The organism is Herbidospora sakaeratensis, from assembly GCF_001570525.1.
Classification (GTDB): domain Bacteria; phylum Actinomycetota; class Actinomycetes; order Streptosporangiales; family Streptosporangiaceae; genus Herbidospora; species Herbidospora sakaeratensis.
The window spans coordinates 260482-276462 of sequence record NZ_BBXC01000010.1; the positions used below are offsets into that span (position 1 = coordinate 260482).

Sequence of the window (15981 nt, forward strand, 5' to 3'; positions counted from 1 at the left end):
CGCTAATCTGTAGTGCCGTGAGCGAAGAGCTGAACGAGCTTCCGGAGCAGATGCGCGTCCGCCGCGAAAAGCTGGACCGCCTGGTCTCCGAAGGCGTCGATCCCTATCCGGTGAACTACCCGCGGACCGCGACCAACGCGGAGGTCCGCGAGAAATACACCGACCTCGAGCCGGGTGCCGCGACGGGCGACACCGTCGGCGTGGCCGGCCGCGTGATGCTCTCCCGGATCGGCGGCAAACTCTGCTTCGCGACCATCCGCGACGGCTCCGGCGACCTCCAGATCATGTTGTCGCTCGACAAGCTCGGCGAAGACGCGCTGGCGGCCTGGAAGCGCGACGTCGACCTGGGCGACCACGTCGGCATCACCGGCGAGGTCATCACCTCCAAGCGCGGCGAGTTGTCGATCATGGCCGACTCGTGGGCCATCACCGCCAAGTGCCTGCGCCCGCTGCCCGAGAAGCACGCCGGGCTCAGCGACCCCGAGGCCCGCGTCCGGCTGCGCTACGTCGACCTCATCGTCAACGACGAGGCCCGCAAGATGGCCCACATCCGCAGCGCCACCGTGCGCGCGGTGCGCGACTTCTGGCACGAAGAGGGCTACCTCGAGGTCGAGACGCCGATGCTCCAGCCGATCCACGGCGGCGCGGCGGCCCGGCCGTTCAAGACCCACATCAACGCCTACGACATGGAGCTCTACCTTCGCATCGCGATCGAGCTCTACCTCAAGCGGCTGGTCGTCGGCGGCATCGAGAAGGTCTTCGAGATCAACCGCAACTTCCGCAACGAGGGCGCCGACTCGACCCACAACCCCGAGTTCACCATGCTCGAGGCCTACGGCACCTACCTCGACTACAACGACATGGCCGACCTGACCCAGCGCATGTACCAGAAGGCCGTCGTGGCCGCGCTCGGCACCAGCGTCGTCCGCCACGGCGACCACGAGGTCGACCTCGGCCTGGCCGAGTGGCCGCGCATCACCCTCTACGGCTCGGTCTCCGAGGCCCTCGGTGAGGAGATCACCACCGCGACGCCGCTGGAGACCCTGCGGAAGCTGGCCGACGGCCGCGAGATCCACTGGGACCCGAAATGGGGCCAGGGCAAGCTCGTGCAGGAGGTCTTCGAGGCGCTCGTCGAGCACACCCTCGTCCAGCCCACGTTCGTGATGGACTATCCGCTGGAGACCTCGCCGCTGACCCGTCAGCACCGGGAGAATCCGCTGCTGACCGAGAAGTGGGATCTGATCGGCTTCGGCACCGAACTCGGCACCGCCTACTCGGAGCTGGTCGACCCGATCGAGCAGCGCCGCCGCCTCACCGAGCAGTCGATCCTGGCGGCCGGCGGCGACGCCGAGGCGATGCAGCTCGACGAGGACTTCCTGCAGGCCCTGGAGTACGCGATGCCCCCCACAGGCGGTATGGGAGCGGGCATCGACCGCATGATCATGGCGTTCACCGGAAAAAACATTCGCGAAACAATTCTGTTCCCGCTGGTGCGCCCCAGCCATTGAGTTCCCGTTTAGCAGCAGGTGAGGCCCCCACAGAACGTGGGGGCCTTGTGTTACTAGGCGTTCACATACGGCTGAGCGTGTCAATACCGCTGCTTGACGTCCTTTCTCCCCGACGTTTACCTTCCCTGAGGGGTGGCGAGAATCATCCGTCGTGGGAGAGGGGCTCACGATGTCAGTTTCCGAGACCGAGCGCGTCGGCCTGACCGACGACGAGTTGCTGCTGCTGGCCGAACTGGCCAAGGGCGTGACCGTCGACCGTGTCGGGCGGAGCCTTGATGTCAGCGGCCGGACGGTGCGTCGTCGGCTGCGCGGCATCTGCGACCGCATCGGCGTCGCCACCGCCATCGAGGCCGTCGCATGGGCGGCCCGACGGCGTTTGATTTAGTCGGCGATCCGAACGGCTCCCGCGAACGGCCTGTTGCCGATCGCCGCGACCCGCACGACGTCACCCGTGCGGGGAGCGTGGATCATGTAGCCCCCGCCGATGTAGAGGCCCACATGGTGCAGGTCGTTGTAGAAGAACACCAGGTCGCCCGGGCGCATGTCCTCGCGTGAGACGTGCGTGCCCGACGTCCACTGGCTGCCGGTGTAGTGGGGGATGCTGATGCCGACCGTGGCGTAGGCCGCCATGATCAGGCCCGAGCAGTCGTAGGAGTTGGGTCCTTCGGCGCCCCACACGTACGGCTTGAGCTGCTGGGTGAGCGCCCACCTGACCGCCTGGGCGGCCTTGCCGTCGCCGACGACCGGCAGGCTGAGCCGCTTCGCCACCGACACCTGGCCGGCGACCTGGGAGTAGAGTTCGCTCTCGGTCTTCTTGATCAGGCCGCGGATCGAGGTCTCGCGCTTGTCGAGGCTCTTGATGAGCTTGCTCACCTCGTCCTGCCGGGCCTTGGCGCTGACGCGGGCCCGCTGCGCGGCCTGGCGCGCCTTGGTGAGCTGGACGACCTCCTCGCCGCTCTGCAACTGCAGCGCGTAGGTGGTCGAGGCGACGTCCATGTAGGCGTCGGGGTTGGGGGCGTTCATCAACGCGATCCCGCTGGCGCCGCCCGTCATGTAGGCGTTGGTGGCGAACACCATCGCGCGCTTGCGACGGGCCTCCAGATCGGTCTCGCTCGTGTCGAGCGTCTTCTTGGCCGTCGCGGCCGAGCGCTTGGCCTCGTCGAGCCTGATGCGCTCACCGTTGTACTGCTCGGTGAGCGACTCGATCTCCTCGTGCAGCTTCTCGACCTCGGCGGTGAGCTCTTTCAGCGTGGGCTCGGGGTCGGCGGTGGCGGAGACCACCGGGGCGCAGATGGTGATGAGGGCCAGCGCCGAGCCCACGAACACGACCCTGCGGACGGTTCGACGAAACAACCATGCTCCTTCCAGAGGGCCTGCCGGGTTAGCTGACGGGTTCGGACGGAAGCAGCCCTACCTTGCGGATTCACCCCATCGGGCCGCGCGGAGGCGGCCCGGGTGGGTCCCCGGCTCCCCGCCTCAGGCGGAGGACTCGGCCGCCTGGACATTAGTGCACGTCATGTTCGTGCTCAACCGGAACTGCGATTTCTGTCTAGGTTCGACAACCGAACAATCACGGACAGATCACGCAAGAGACCACTGTAACGCAGGTGACCACGGGGGTTTCGGTCGCCACGTGGGACCGGAGGCTTCGTCGTTTTGTGCTGGGCCGTTAAGGTCCTTGCATGGTCAAGGTCCGCCGTGCGCGTACCCCCGACGTCCGGGCGATCCGCCGGTTCGTCGACTCCTACTCCGGGTCGGGTCCCCGCCTGCTCATGAAGAGCACCGTCACGCTCTATGAGGACGTCCAGGAATTCTGGGTGGCCGAGCTCGACGGCGCGGTCGTGGGCTGCGGCGCGCTGCACGTGTTGTGGGAGGACCTGGCCGAGATCCGCACCGTCGCGGTCGACCCCGCCTGCCGCGGCATGGGCATCGGCCACGAGATCGTCGGGGCCCTCATCGCGACCGCCCGCGAACTCGGCGTGCGCCGCGTCTTCTGCCTCACCTTCGAGGTCCCGTTCTTCGAACGCCACGGCTTCCGCGAGATCAACGGCACCCCCGTCTCTCCCGAGGTGTACGCCGAACTGCTCGCCTCCTACGACGAAGGTGTGGCGGAATTCCTCGATCTTGAACATGTGAAACCCAACACTTTGGGCAATACACGCATGATCCTGCACTTGGAACCGCGTGCTTGACGGTGGTCATAACGGGCCGGGAAGGTGACTGTAGATCCGGCTATCGATACTTTTGGCTATGTCAAGCGTGCGTGTCTCACGTGTACCGCATGCGTACTCGAAGTGAGGTGACACGGTGAGCGCTCAGCCGCCATACCGCCCGGACGACCGTGACGGGCAGCAAGGCCAGGACAAGCCCGCGCAGGACTATGACCCGGACATGACGATCGTGAGCCGTAACCCCACCGGGGGGACCGGCCAGCAGCCCGTCTACGGCCAGCAGCAGCAGGGCTACGACCCCTACGCCCAGCAGGGGCAGCAGCAGGGCCAGCAGGGCTACGGACAGCAGCCCGGTTACGGGCAGCAGCAGGGCTACGGCCAGCCGCAGCAGGGATATGGGCAGGAAGCCGGTTACGGGCAGCAGGCCGGTTACGGGCAGGAGCCCGGCTACGGGCAGCAGCAGCCGCAGCAGGGATATGGCCAGCAGCCTGGCTACGGCCAGCAGCCCGGTTATGGGCAGCAGCCTGGCTACGGCCAGCAGCCTCAGCAGGGCGGCTACGGACAGCAGCCCGGCTACGGCCAGCAGCCCGGCTACGGACAGCAGCCCGCTTATGGGCAGCAGCCGGGTTACGGGCAGCAGCAGTCCCAGCAGCCCGGCTACGGACAGCAGCCTCAGCAGGGATACGGCCAGCAGCCCGGTTACGGCCAGCAGCCCCAGCAGGGCGGCTACGGCCAGCAGCAGTCGCAGCAGGGATACGGCCAGCAGCAGGCCCCGTCCTACCAGCAGCAGCCCGGCTACCCTGGCCAGCCCCAGGGCAGCTACGGCCAGCAGCAGTACGCCGCCCCCGCCTACAACCCCGGCTACCCGGCCCAGGCCCTTCCCCCGGGCGTGCCGGCTCCGCTGGCCGACTGGTGGCAGCGGCTCGTGGCCCGCATCGTCGACGGCCTCATCATCGGCGTGGTCTTCTTCGTTCTCTCATTCGCGATCACCGCTCTGGTGGTCACGCAGGGGTCGATCAACCCCGACGACCTGACGTCGATCGAACCCAGCGGCTTCACTCTCGCGACGATCCTCATCACGCTCGTGAGCGCCACGGCCTGGTTCGCGTACGAGTTCTTCATGCTGAAGTCGCGCGGCCAGACCCTCGGAAAGATCGTGATGGGAATCCGCGTCATTCCGGTGGGCGGCGACCTCTCGGCTCCCGGACTTTCCGTCGAGACCGCCGGCAAGCGCGCCGCCGTCATGTACGGCCCGCAGTTCATCCGCGCGTTGGCGATTGTTCCGGTGGTGGGCCCCATCATCAACCTTGTGGCGGGCCTGTTCTCGCTCCTGAACGTTCTGTGGCTGCTCTGGGACAAGCCCTTGCAGCAGGCGCTTCACGACAAGGTGGCGAATACGATCGTCGTCAAGGTCAAGTAGTGACATAGCGCACCGGACAAACGGTGCCCGGGGTCGATGGATCGCGCCATCGGCCCCGTTTCATGTACACAGCGTGTTCGGTCCGTTCTATCCGAAATAAGTTCCTAAAGCGGTATGCGGTTGGTGCTAGCGTGCCTTGGGACCATGAACACTCATGTCCCCACTTAGAAGTGACGAGAGGTAACCAATGCACCCGGAACCGCCCCCCGGTCAGAACCCATATGGTTCCGTCCCGCCGCCCCAGCAAGGCGGTTACCCCCCGCCCCAGGGTTACCCGCCGCAGGGCGGTTACCCGCCGCCGCAGCAGGGTGGCGGATACCCCCCTCAGGGCGGTTACCCGCCCCAGGGTGGATATGGTGCGCCCCAGGGTTATGGCGCCGCCCCCGCTTATGGCACGCCGCAGGGCGCGCCTCTTCCTCCGGGAGTTCCGGCGCCTCTCGCCGAGTGGTGGCAGCGTTTGGTCGCCCGTCTCATCGACGGGGTAATCCTGGGCGTCGTCGTCTACCTCCTTATCGGCAACCTGATCTCCGGCGCGTTCACCACGACGACGACCTCGGACATCGGCGGCATTGCCTTCGAGATCCCCACGGTTTCGTTCGTCGGGCTTCTGATCCAGGCGGTCGTCTCCTTCCTGCTGTACGGCGCGTACGAGTTCTTCCAGATCTCGCGCGACGGTCAGACAATCGGCAAGAAGGTTATGAAGATCCGGATCGTTAAGCTCGGCCACCCCGCTCAGGGCGGCGTCGACACCGAAAGCGCCATCAAGCGCATCGGCGTCCTGTGGGGCCCGCAGCTGCTGTCGTTCAACCTGGTCCTCAACTTCATCGCCGGGCTCTTCAGCCTGGTCAACGTGCTGTTCCCGCTGTGGGACAAGCCCCTGCAGCAGGCGATTCACGACAAGGTCGCCGGCACCGTGGTGGTCAAGCTCTGAGGCCTCCGGAAGCGTTCCAAACAGAGGGGCGGTCGCCTGGCGACCGCCCCTCTCGCTTTTCATCGGTACGATTCATAAGCATCGGGTAAGCGGCCTGACCACCCCGCGCGACCCACCGGTCACGGACTCCGCTATCGTCGGGGACGTCTCCGTGCACCATCTGACACGAAAGCCCCGATTTCATAGGGGTTCCCGGCGTTTTCCCAGGGAAGGAGTGAGGTCGAATGTCAGAGGTATTGTCCGCCCTCATACCGCCTCTCGTAGTCGGCGCCGCGGTCGTCTACGGCGTCGTAAAGTTGCTGCGTTCTGATGCGGCGGGGCTCCGTGGAAGGCGCGAACCGGACGAGAAGACTTCCGACAACGCCTGAACCTGAACGCCTCCTGGGAATCCTGAATTGTCAGCGGCGGAAACCGGGTATATGTTTGGCTGACGAATCAAACTTTGCTCTGCGAAAGGATTGCCGGATGGCCAAGCACACGCAGGTGATTCTCATCGACGATCTCGATGGCGGCGAGGCCAATGAGACTGTCACCTTCGCGCTTGACGGCACGTCATATGAGATTGACCTCAGCGACTCGAACGCCAAGAAGCTCCGCGAAGCGGTCCTGCCTTTCGTCAACGGTGCCCGCCGTGCGGAATCGGCTCCTTCACGTGGACGTCGTCGTGGCGGCGGTAGCTCGCAGCGCGCGATGACTCGCGAGAAGAGCGCCGAGATCCGCGCGTGGGCGAAGGCGAACAACCACCCCGTGAGCGAGCGCGGACGCATTGCCGCCTCGATCGTGGAGGCCTACGAAGCGGCTCACTAAGTGGGGCCAAGCGAGACGCGGACGGCCGAAGGCCGACCGTGGCTCGCGCGAGGGAATCTGCCCAATAGACAGGAGACGCGGACGGCCGTCGGCCTGCCGTGGCTCGCGCCAGGGAATCTGTCGAAAAGACACGAGACGCGGACGGCCGTCGGCCTGCCGGGTCTGCCCAATACACACGGGACGCGGACGGGCTCAGGCCGGCCGGGGCTCGTGCTGGGAATCTGCCTCAAAGAAGCGATCGTGCGGTTATACCGGTCGCCGGGTGTCCTGAAGTCGAGGGGATGTCGCGGCCATCGGGATGATCGCACGATCGTTTTGTGTGTCCACATAAACGTCGTTCGCTTGCGGCGTATCGGGAACACCGCACCCTCCGGCAGTAGTTGGATGGAGGGTGAACGCCCTGCGCCCGGGGAACGCCTACTCCAATAGACTTGACTGTTCTCCGTGCCGGGGCTGGCATGCGGAACGACGGAGCCGGAACTCCCGGTCCGCCCGACCGCTCGTGAGGAGCGACGAATGTTCGAGAGGTTCACCGACCGTGCGCGGCGGGTGGTCGTCCTGGCCCAAGAAGAGGCCCGGATGCTCAACCACAACTACATCGGTACGGAGCACATTCTTCTTGGTCTGATCCATGAGGGTGAAGGTGTGGCGGCCAAGGCTCTCGAGAGCCTGGGGATCAGCCTTGAGGGGGTGCGCCAGCAGGTCGAGGAGATCATCGGCCAGGGCCAGTCTGCCCCGTCCGGGCACATTCCCTTCACGCCGCGTGCCAAGAAGGTCCTTGAGCTGTCGTTGCGTGAGGCGTTGCAGCTCGGTCACAACTACATCGGGACCGAGCACATCCTGCTGGGCCTGATCCGTGAGGGCGAGGGTGTCGCCGCTCAGGTTCTGGTGAAGCTGGGCGCCGACCTCAACCGGGTCCGCCAGCAGGTGATCCAGTTGCTGCACGGCTATCAGGGCAAGGAGCCGGCGGCCGCGGGCGGCCCCCAGGAAGCCGCGCCGTCCACCTCCCTTGTGCTCGACCAGTTCGGCCGCAACCTCACGCAGGCCGCTCGCGAGGGCAAGCTCGACCCGGTGATCGGGCGCGAGAAGGAGATCGAGCGGGTCATGCAGGTGCTGTCCCGCCGCACCAAGAACAACCCCGTCCTGGTGGGTGAGCCCGGCGTCGGCAAGACCGCCGTCGTCGAGGGCCTGTCCCAGAAGATCGTCAAGGGCGAGGTGCCCGAGACGCTGAAGGACAAGCAGCTCTACACCCTCGACCTGGGCGCCCTGGTGGCGGGTTCGCGTTACCGCGGTGACTTCGAGGAGCGCCTGAAGAAGGTGCTCAAGGAGATCCGCACCCGCGGCGACATCATCCTGTTCATCGACGAGCTGCACACCCTGGTGGGTGCGGGCGCGGCCGAGGGCGCGATCGACGCCGCCAGCATCCTCAAGCCCATGCTGGCCCGTGGCGAGCTGCAGACCATCGGTGCGACCACGCTCGACGAGTACCGCAAGCACCTGGAGAAGGACGCCGCTCTGGAGCGTCGTTTCCAGCCGATCCAGGTCGCCGAGCCCAGCCTCAGCCACACGATCGAGATCCTCAAGGGTCTGCGCGACCGCTACGAGGCCCACCACCGCGTGTCGATCACCGACGGCGCTCTCGTCGCGGCGGCCACGCTGGCCGACCGGTACATCTCCGACCGGTTCCTGCCCGACAAGGCGATCGACCTGATCGACGAGGCCGGCTCACGCATGCGCATCCGCCGCATGACCGCGCCCCCGGACCTCCGTGAGTACGACGAGAAGATCGCCGTCGTGCGCCGTGACAAGGAATCGGCGATCGACGCGCAGGACTTCGAGAAGGCCGCCGCCCTCCGCGACTCCGAGAAGCAGCTCATGCTCAAGCGCGAGCGCCGCGAGAAGGAGTGGAAGGCCGGCGACATGGACGTCGTGGCCGAGGTCACCGAGGAGCTCATCGCCGAGGTGCTCGCGACCGCCACCGGCATCCCGGTCTTCAAGCTGACCGAGGAGGAGTCCCAGCGCCTGCTGCGCATGGAGGACGAGCTCCACAAGCGCATCATCGGCCAGGACGACGCCATCAAGGGTCTGTCGCGGGCGATCCGGCGTACCCGCGCCGGCCTGAAGGACCCGCGCCGTCCTGGCGGCTCGTTCATCTTCGCCGGCCCTTCGGGTGTCGGTAAGACCGAGCTTTCGAAGGCGCTCGCCGAGTTCCTGTTCGGGGACGAGGACGCGCTGATCATGCTGGACATGTCGGAGTTCATGGAGAAGCACACCGTCTCCCGGCTGTTCGGCTCGCCTCCCGGTTACGTCGGTTACGAAGAGGGCGGTCAGCTGACCGAGAAGGTGCGGCGCAAGCCGTTCTCGGTGGTGCTGTTCGACGAGATCGAGAAGGCCCACCCCGACATCTTCAACAGCCTGCTGCAGATCCTGGAGGACGGTCGCCTGACCGACGCCCAGGGCCGGGTGGTCGACTTCAAGAACACGGTCATCATCATGACCACCAACCTGGGCACCCGTGACATCAGCAAGGGCATCGGGGTCGGGTTCGCCAAGAACAACGACGTCGAGGGCAACTACGACCGGATGAAGGCGAAGGTCCAGGAGGAGCTCAAGCAGCACTTCCGGCCCGAGTTCCTCAACCGTGTCGACGACACCGTCGTCTTCCACCAGCTCACGATGACGGAGATCATCCGCATCGTCGACCTGATGCTGGCGCAGGTCGACGCCCGCCTGAAGGACCGGGACATGGGCCTCGAGCTCACCCCGGCCGCCAAGCAGGTGCTGGCCGACCGAGGCTACGACCCGGTGCTCGGCGCCCGTCCGCTCCGTCGCACGATCCAGCGTGAGCTGGAGGACTCGTTGTCGGAGAAGATCCTCTACGGGGAGCTGCGTCCCGGCCAGGTCGTCAAGGTCGACGTCGAGGGTGAGGGCGAGGCCGCCAAGTTCACCTTCGTCGGCGAGGCGAAGGCCGAAGGTGTTCCCGACAGCGCCGCCGCGATCGTCGACGCGATCACCAAGGGCGCGTAGGGCCTGACGTTTCAAGCAGCGGGTCGTCCCTCCGGGGGCGGCCCGCTGTTTTACGTTCACGTCACAACTGGGTGAAGGGACGTGGCCGCACCACCAAAGGTAGTACTACACTGCGTAGAGCGAAGGGACGTCCTCCTGCAGGCGTACCTCCGAATCAACTGCGGGGTGGACGCACCGGAGTGCCGTACGACGGCATGCTCGGGAATCCCGGCGTCCCGGGACTCAAAGCCCATGCGATCAGGACAACTGACATGGGTGGATTTGGGTCGGACCTTTGGAGGCATCGATGCGGCTGCGCCATGACGACGGAACCGTCGTCCACCTGGCCTACAACGCGGGCGTTCACCCGGCGGAAGATCTGGAGAACCTGATCGCCCACCTGACCCGCTACGCCGTGCCGGTCCGGAAGAAGCTCGGCGTCGACCGCCTGGGCATCGGCCTCTGGCTGGCTCCCACGGTCGCCGACCACCTCGTCTCCGACCGCATCGAACTGGTCCGCCTCCGGCGGTCGCTGGAGGAGCGCGGTCTCGAGGTGGTGAGCCTCAACGGCACCGGCGGCCGTCACCAGGAGGTGCCCGGCCCCGACTGGGCCAAGCCGGAGCGCTACCGCTACACGATGTCGCTGGCCAAGATCCTCGCCTTCCTGCTGCCGGAAGACGTCCGGTTCGGCTCGATCTCCACGATCCCGATCGGCTGGCGCCGCGACTGGCCCGCCGACCTGCACGCCATCGCCTCCCGCCGCCTGGAGCGCCTGTCACGCGAGCTGCGCGGCATCTACAGCGTGACCGGCAAGCACATCAGGGTCGGCTTCGAGCCGTGGCCCGGCTGCGTCCTGGAGACGACCGAGCAGGCGCTGGAGCGGGTGTGCGGCATCGACTCCGAACACCTTGGGGTGTGCCTGGACGCCTGCCATTTGACCTGTGGCGGCGCGGAGGAACCCGGGAAGGCCCTGAGGGGCCTGGCGCAGGCGGGAGCGCCTGTGGTCAAACTGGGGCACGTCCACAACAACATGGACGAAATCCCCAACACGCTCAACGCGCTCCTGTCGGGCGCGGTCCACGGCAGCGCCCACATCGAGGTCGAGGCCCACGAGTGGGTCGCCCCGAAGACCAAGGGCCCGGCGGCCCTGGTGGCCCGCTTGGCCGACGACCTCGACTGGACCCGCAGCAACCTGACGGCCCTGGGCCTCAAACTCGCGGCCTGATCCGGGGGCGGCAGGTAGCCTGAACGCATGTCCGCCGAGCCTCTGCATCACCACGATGACGACCCGGCCGAGATCATGCGGATGCTGCCGGAACGCTGGCGTGAGCAGTTCATGACCGAATATCACGCGGCCTTGGACGCGGCCCACGAGGTGTGGCGCTACCAGCAGCTCCGGGAACTGCTGCGGGTGTGGCGGCTCCACGCCATCGCGGTCTCCGACCCCATGTTCGACCAGGCCGAACAGGCCGTGCGCGAAGGCCGCGACGAAGAGTTCGTCTCCATGGACGAGGTCTTCCCCGGGTGGGCCGACCGCCGATGACCTATCGCGTGACCCTTCACGTGTCGGCCTTATCCCAGATGCAGGGCCTACCAGAGGTGGCACTCGACGCCCTGATCTCGCGCACGGCGGATCTGCTGAAGGAACCCTGGGATGCCCGGGCCCTCTATCCAGACGATTCCGATTACCGGATGACGACCTTCGGCGATTTCGGCGTCATGTACTTCAAGGTCGACGAGGGCCGTGCGCTGATCACCGTCTTCAACGTCACCTGGGCCGGATAGGTCAGCCGGGCAGGGCGTAGAGGTCGTCGTCGACCAGTTCGGCCAGGCCGTCGGCCAGCAGGCCGTCGAGGGCGCGCTCTCGCTGGACCGCATCCGCCCACACCGCGTCCAACAGCGCCTTCTCCACCGGGCCCGGTGCGTCGCGGAGGACGGCCAGCAACCGGCCGCGGCACTGGCGGTCGGTGCCGGCGTAGGTCTGGCCCTTGCGCTCCGGGCCGTCGTGGGCCGGTTTTCCGGCCAGCAGCCAGGCGCAGCGCGAGGCGACCGGGCAGTCGGCGCAGCGGGGGGAGCGCGCCGTGCAGACCAGGGCGCCCAGTTCCATGACCGCCACGGCCCAGCGGGGGGCGCCGACGGGCGGGATCAGCGTCTCGGCCAGGCGCTTCTCCGCGGTGGTCGTGGCCTTGGGGGGATACTCCTCGCCGCGGATCGTGCGGGCCAGGACGCGGCGGACGTTCGTGTCGAGGACCGCGTGGCTCTTCCCGTAGGCGAAGCTGGCGACGGCGGCCGCTGTGTAGTCGCCGATGCCGGGGAGGGTGCGGAGTTCGTCGTAGGTGGCGGGGACCGTACCGTCGAAGTCCGCGGTGATCGCCTTGGCGCAGGCGTGCAGGTTCAGCGCCCGCCGGGGGTAGCCGAGGCGGCCCCAGTGCCGCACCGCCTCGCCCGGCACCTCTTTGGCCAGGGCCTCGGGGGTGGGCCAGCGGGCCATCCACTCCTCCCAGATCGGCAGGACGCGCACCACGGGCGTCTGCTGGAGCATGATCTCGCTGACCAGGATGCCCCACGGGGTCGCCTCGGGGCGGCGCCAGGGGAGGTCGCGGTTGTGCTCGGCATACCAGTCGAGGATCGGGGAGTGAAGCGGATGAGCCACGTTTCGGCACTGTAGTTGACCTCGCTCCCCGGCGAGGCGCGTCCGCCGAGACCACTGGGTCTATTAATACTGTGAGTATGGATCCGGACACCTTCCGTGGTGAGGTAGTCGAGGGCCCGGACGTCTACTGGCGGCGCCGAGTGCTGGTGCTGACCGGCGTGCTCGTCGTGGGGGCCGTCATCGCCTGGGCCTTCACGAGCGGCCCCGACACTCCGCTGGCCGGCGCCGCCCCCGCCAAGGGCGCGTCCGACGCGTTGATCGTCTCGCTGCCCTCACCACCCGCCCCGAGCACTGCTCCTTCCGGTACGCCCTCGCCTTCGGCCTCCCCGTCGCCATCGGGCGCGCCGGAGAAACGCGAGAGCGGCACCTGCCGCCCGAAGGACCTGGTCGTCAACCTGACCGCCGGTCGCGAGGTCTACACGGGCGCCGACCGCCCCGGCTTCATGCTGACGGTGGTCAACACGGCCAAGAACCCGTGCAAGGTGGACGTCGGCCCCCGGGCCCTGGAGATGCGCATCACCTCGGGCCCGGCCCGCATCTGGTCGACCGCCGACTGCGTCAGCGGCTCGGGCGTCGACCGCCAGGTGCTCAAGCGCGGCATCCCGTACGTCCGCTCGATCGAGTGGGACCGCAACCGCTCGGGCGACTCCTGCACCGCCAAGTCAGGCGTGGCGGGCAAGGGCACCTACATCGCGACAGCCAGGGCAGGCACCCTGCGCAGCAAGAAGAACATCTTCCACCTTAGATAATCGCCCCGCCTCCGGCAGGGCGGCTCGGGTGCCTTCAGCCCGGGCCTTCCCTCGTCGCTCCGGTTCGCTTCGCTCTCCTGCGCTCCTCAGTCCAGGCCCGGGCGCACCCTCGCGATCTCCGGTGGCGGTCACACATAACGTTCCAGGATCGACGACTCGGCCAGGCGGGACAGGCCCTCGCGGACGCTGCGGGCTCTCGTCTCGCCTACCCCGCCGACCATCTGCAGGTCGACGATGCTGGCGGCCAGGAGTTTCTGCAGGCCGCCGAAGTGGCCGACCAGGCGGTCGACGATCGAGGCCGGGAGGCGGGGCACCCGGGCCAGCAGGCGGAAGCCCCGGGGGCTCACCGGTGAGTCGAGGGCCTCGGGGCCGGTGGCGCCGAGGATGCCGGCGACCTTCGACAGGTCGAGCAGGTCGGTCGAGCTCAGGTCGTCGAGCTCTCGAAGCGCTTCGCTGAAGCCGCGCTGCTTGGGGCCGAGGGCGTCGGGCAGGTAGTCGCGGACGATGAAGGCGCGGTCGTCTTCGACCCCGGCCACCAGTTCGTCGAGCTGCAGGGAGATCAGCCGGCCGTCGGTGCCGAGTTCGACCACGTAGCCCTCGATCTCGCGGGCGATGCGGCGGACCATCTCCATCCGCTGCACGGCCGCGACCATGTCACGCACGGTCACGAGATCTTCGATCTCCAGGGCCGACAGGGTGCCGGAGACCTCGTCGAGGCGCAGCTTGTAACGCTCGAGGGTGGCCAGCGCCTGGTTGGCCTTCGACAGGATCGCGGCCGACTCTTCGAGCACGTGTCTGACACCGTCGAGGTAGACGGCGATGATGCGCATGGATTTGCTGATCGCGACGACCGGGTAGCCGGTCTGGCGGGCGACCCGCTGGGCGGTGCGGTGGCGGGTGCCCGACTCGTCGGTCGGCACCCCGGGGTCGGGGACCAGGTGGACGGCCGCCCGGACGATACGGTGATCACCTTCGCCGAGCACGATCGCGCCGTCCATCTTGGCGAGTTCGCGCAGGCCGGTGGCGGTGAACTCGACGTTGAGCTGGAACCCGCCGGTGCACAGCTCTTCGACGGTCGGGTCGTAGCCCAGCACGATCAGACCGCCGGTGTGGCCCCGGAGGATACGTTCGAGCCCGTCGCGCAACATGGTTCCCGGGGCGAGCGTCGCCAGGACGGCGCGCCTGCGCTCGTCGGCTTGTTTGTCGTTTTGCACGTAAGTGACCCCCGCTGGTTCACACGGCTACTACGCAGTTTACCGACGTAACGGGCTCCTCACCGGATGTGTGTCAGAGCGTCCCAGACGTTCTCGGCCTCGGTGACGGTGAAGCCGGGGGCGAATGTGGAGGTTCGCAGCGGTTCGCGGACGGCGACGACCTCGCCGCGCCGGCTTCTCTGCGGCGGATCGAGACGGGGCGGGGTGACGGCCTCCATCGAGCCGGCCGGGACCAAGGCGCGGGTGAAGCCCAGGCGGGCGGCCTCGGCCAGGCGGCGGCGGACGTCGCGGACCGGGCGCAACTCGCCGGCCAGGCCGACCTCGCCCATCGCGATGAGCCCCTGCGGGAGCGGGTTGTCTCCGGCGGCGCTGACGACCGAGAGCATCAGGGCCAGGTCGACGGCCGGGTCGGTGAGGCGGATGCCGCCGACGGTGGCTGTGAAGACGTCGCAGCGGCCGATCTTGGCGTTGAGGCGGCGTTCCATGACGGCCAGCACCATGGCGACGCGGTAGGAGTCGAGGCCGGAGGAGGTGCGCCGGGGCTGGGGGGCCTCGGTGGGGCCGACGAGCGCCTGGAGTTCGGCGGGGATGGGGCGGGTGCCCTCGATCGTCACGGTCACGCAGGTGCCCGGGACCGGCTCGGGGTGGCGGGAGACGAACAGGCCGCTCGGGTCGGTGATGCCGGTGATGCCCTTTTCGTGGAGGTCGAAGCAGCCGACCTCCTCGATCGGGCCGAACCTGTTCTTGATCGCCCGGACCATGCGCAGCCGCGAGTTGCGGTCGCCCTCGAAGTGGAGCACGACGTCGACGAGGTGTTCGAGCACGCGCGGCCCGGCGATCGAGCCGTCTTTGGTGACGTGGCCGACCAGGACGGTCGCCATGCCGCGCTCCTTGGCCAGCCGGACCAGGTTCCCGGCCACCTCGCGGACCTGGGTGACCCCGCCCGGCACCCCGGTCGCCTCGGCCGACCCGATGGTCTGGACCGAGTCGACGATCAGCAACCGTGGGTTGACCCGTTCGACGTGGGTGACCAGGGCGCCCAGGTCGGTCTCGGCGGCCAGGTAGAGGTTGTCGACGACGGCGCCGATGCGGTCGGCCCGCATACGGACCTGGGAAGCGGACTCCTCACCGGTCACGTAGAGCACGGTCTCGCGCCGCCCCGCGTGGGCGGCGGCCTCCAGCAGCAGGGTCGACTTCCCGATGCCCGGCTCTCCGGCCAGCAGCACCACCGCGCCCGGCACCAGCCCGCCCCCGAGCACCCGGTCGAGCTCGCCCACCCCGGTCGGCCTGGCATGGGCGACCTCGGCCTTGACCTGCCCGATCGGAATGGCCGGAGAGGTGATCGCCCCGGCCTTGACCTCGGTCACCCCGGCCCGGACCCCGGCCTCCTCGACCGTGCCCCACGCCTGGCACTCCCCGCACCGGCCGACCCACTTGACGGTCACCCAGCCGCACTCGCCGCACCGATAGGACACCTTGGTCGCTTTAGCCACGAGCCGCAGGCTACCGGCGGCCCCCGACA

Annotated in this window: 15 protein-coding genes and 1 riboswitch; of the genes, 11 read left to right on the forward strand and 4 right to left on the reverse strand. The window is 67.8% G+C overall.

Annotation, left to right across the window (positions count from 1 at the left end; genetic code table 11):
- Nucleotides 1-50: 50 nt before the first annotated feature.
- Nucleotides 51-1508 carry a bifunctional lysylphosphatidylglycerol synthetase/lysine--tRNA ligase LysX gene (gene lysX / locus AW271_RS14450; protein ID WP_062337526.1) on the forward strand — a complete coding sequence of 486 codons (1458 nt, stop codon included), beginning with the start codon at nucleotides 51-53 and terminating at the stop codon, nucleotides 1506-1508.
- Nucleotides 1509-1677: 169 nt separating this feature from the next.
- The gene (locus AW271_RS14455; protein WP_030452964.1) at nucleotides 1678-1893 is read left to right on the forward strand and encodes a LuxR C-terminal-related transcriptional regulator; all 216 of its coding nucleotides are present in this window, start codon (nucleotides 1678-1680) and stop codon (nucleotides 1891-1893) included.
- On the opposite strand, the gene AW271_RS14460 is transcribed toward AW271_RS14455, so the two are convergent.
- Nucleotides 1890-2861, reverse strand: coding sequence for a C40 family peptidase (locus tag AW271_RS14460; protein ID WP_245653055.1), 972 nt, complete (start codon nucleotides 2859-2861; stop codon nucleotides 1890-1892). The genes AW271_RS14455 and AW271_RS14460 overlap by 4 nt on opposite strands.
- A 2-nt stretch (nucleotides 2862-2863) precedes the next feature.
- Nucleotides 2864-3013: riboswitch (cyclic di-AMP (ydaO/yuaA leader) on the reverse strand.
- 177 nt (nucleotides 3014-3190) lie between these two features.
- On the opposite strand from AW271_RS14460, the gene AW271_RS14465 reads away from it, so the two are divergent.
- The 8 genes from AW271_RS14465 to AW271_RS14500 all read left to right on the forward strand — a co-directional run bounded on the left by AW271_RS14465 (nucleotide 3191) and on the right by AW271_RS14500 (nucleotide 11628).
- On the forward strand, nucleotides 3191-3700 hold the full coding sequence (locus AW271_RS14465) for an amino-acid N-acetyltransferase (RefSeq protein ID WP_062336944.1): 510 nt from the start codon (nucleotides 3191-3193) through the stop codon (nucleotides 3698-3700).
- Between the two features lie 115 nt (nucleotides 3701-3815).
- A complete protein-coding gene (locus AW271_RS41245; RefSeq protein ID WP_062336946.1) occupies nucleotides 3816-5099 on the forward strand; it encodes an RDD family protein in 1284 nt (427 codons plus the stop codon).
- Between the two features lie 187 nt (nucleotides 5100-5286).
- Nucleotides 5287-6030 (forward strand): RDD family protein, encoded by a 744-nt coding sequence (locus tag AW271_RS42845; protein WP_083976622.1) that lies wholly within the window; start codon nucleotides 5287-5289, stop codon nucleotides 6028-6030.
- Nucleotides 6031-6495: 465 nt separating this feature from the next.
- Nucleotides 6496-6837 (forward strand): histone-like nucleoid-structuring protein Lsr2, encoded by a 342-nt coding sequence (locus AW271_RS14480; RefSeq protein WP_062336950.1) that lies wholly within the window; start codon nucleotides 6496-6498, stop codon nucleotides 6835-6837.
- 516 nt (nucleotides 6838-7353) lie between these two features.
- Entirely contained in the window at nucleotides 7354-9864 is a 2511-nt protein-coding gene (locus AW271_RS14485) for an ATP-dependent Clp protease ATP-binding subunit (RefSeq protein WP_062336952.1), read from the forward strand.
- A gap of 286 nt (nucleotides 9865-10150) precedes the next feature.
- Entirely contained in the window at nucleotides 10151-11068 is a 918-nt protein-coding gene (locus AW271_RS14490) for a TIM barrel protein (protein ID WP_062336954.1), read from the forward strand.
- A gap of 27 nt (nucleotides 11069-11095) precedes the next feature.
- The gene (locus tag AW271_RS14495) at nucleotides 11096-11386 is read left to right on the forward strand and encodes a DUF6247 family protein (protein WP_062336957.1); all 291 of its coding nucleotides are present in this window, start codon (nucleotides 11096-11098) and stop codon (nucleotides 11384-11386) included.
- Nucleotides 11383-11628 (forward strand): hypothetical protein, encoded by a 246-nt coding sequence (locus AW271_RS14500; protein ID WP_062336959.1) that lies wholly within the window; start codon nucleotides 11383-11385, stop codon nucleotides 11626-11628. Before AW271_RS14495 ends, AW271_RS14500 begins: the two co-directional genes overlap by 4 nt.
- A gap of 1 nt (nucleotide 11629) precedes the next feature.
- Here AW271_RS14500 and AW271_RS14505 read toward each other — a convergent pair whose 3' ends face one another.
- Nucleotides 11630-12496 (reverse strand): iron-sulfur binding domain-containing protein, encoded by an 867-nt coding sequence (locus tag AW271_RS14505; RefSeq protein ID WP_062336963.1) that lies wholly within the window; start codon nucleotides 12494-12496, stop codon nucleotides 11630-11632.
- A 77-nt stretch (nucleotides 12497-12573) separates the two neighbouring features.
- Between AW271_RS14505 and AW271_RS14510 the strand changes: the two genes are divergently transcribed.
- Nucleotides 12574-13245: a hypothetical protein gene (locus AW271_RS14510; RefSeq protein ID WP_062336966.1), complete on the forward strand. Its 672-nt coding sequence runs from the start codon at nucleotides 12574-12576 to the stop codon at nucleotides 13243-13245.
- Between the two features lie 128 nt (nucleotides 13246-13373).
- On the opposite strand, the gene disA is transcribed toward AW271_RS14510, so the two are convergent.
- Together disA and radA are read right to left on the reverse strand one after the other, a co-directional pair.
- A complete protein-coding gene (gene disA / locus AW271_RS14515; protein WP_062336969.1) occupies nucleotides 13374-14459 on the reverse strand; it encodes a DNA integrity scanning diadenylate cyclase DisA in 1086 nt (361 codons plus the stop codon).
- A gap of 59 nt (nucleotides 14460-14518) precedes the next feature.
- Nucleotides 14519-15952 (reverse strand): DNA repair protein RadA, encoded by a 1434-nt coding sequence (gene radA / locus AW271_RS14520; RefSeq protein WP_062337527.1) that lies wholly within the window; start codon nucleotides 15950-15952, stop codon nucleotides 14519-14521.
- Between the last annotated feature and the right edge of the window lie 29 nt (nucleotides 15953-15981).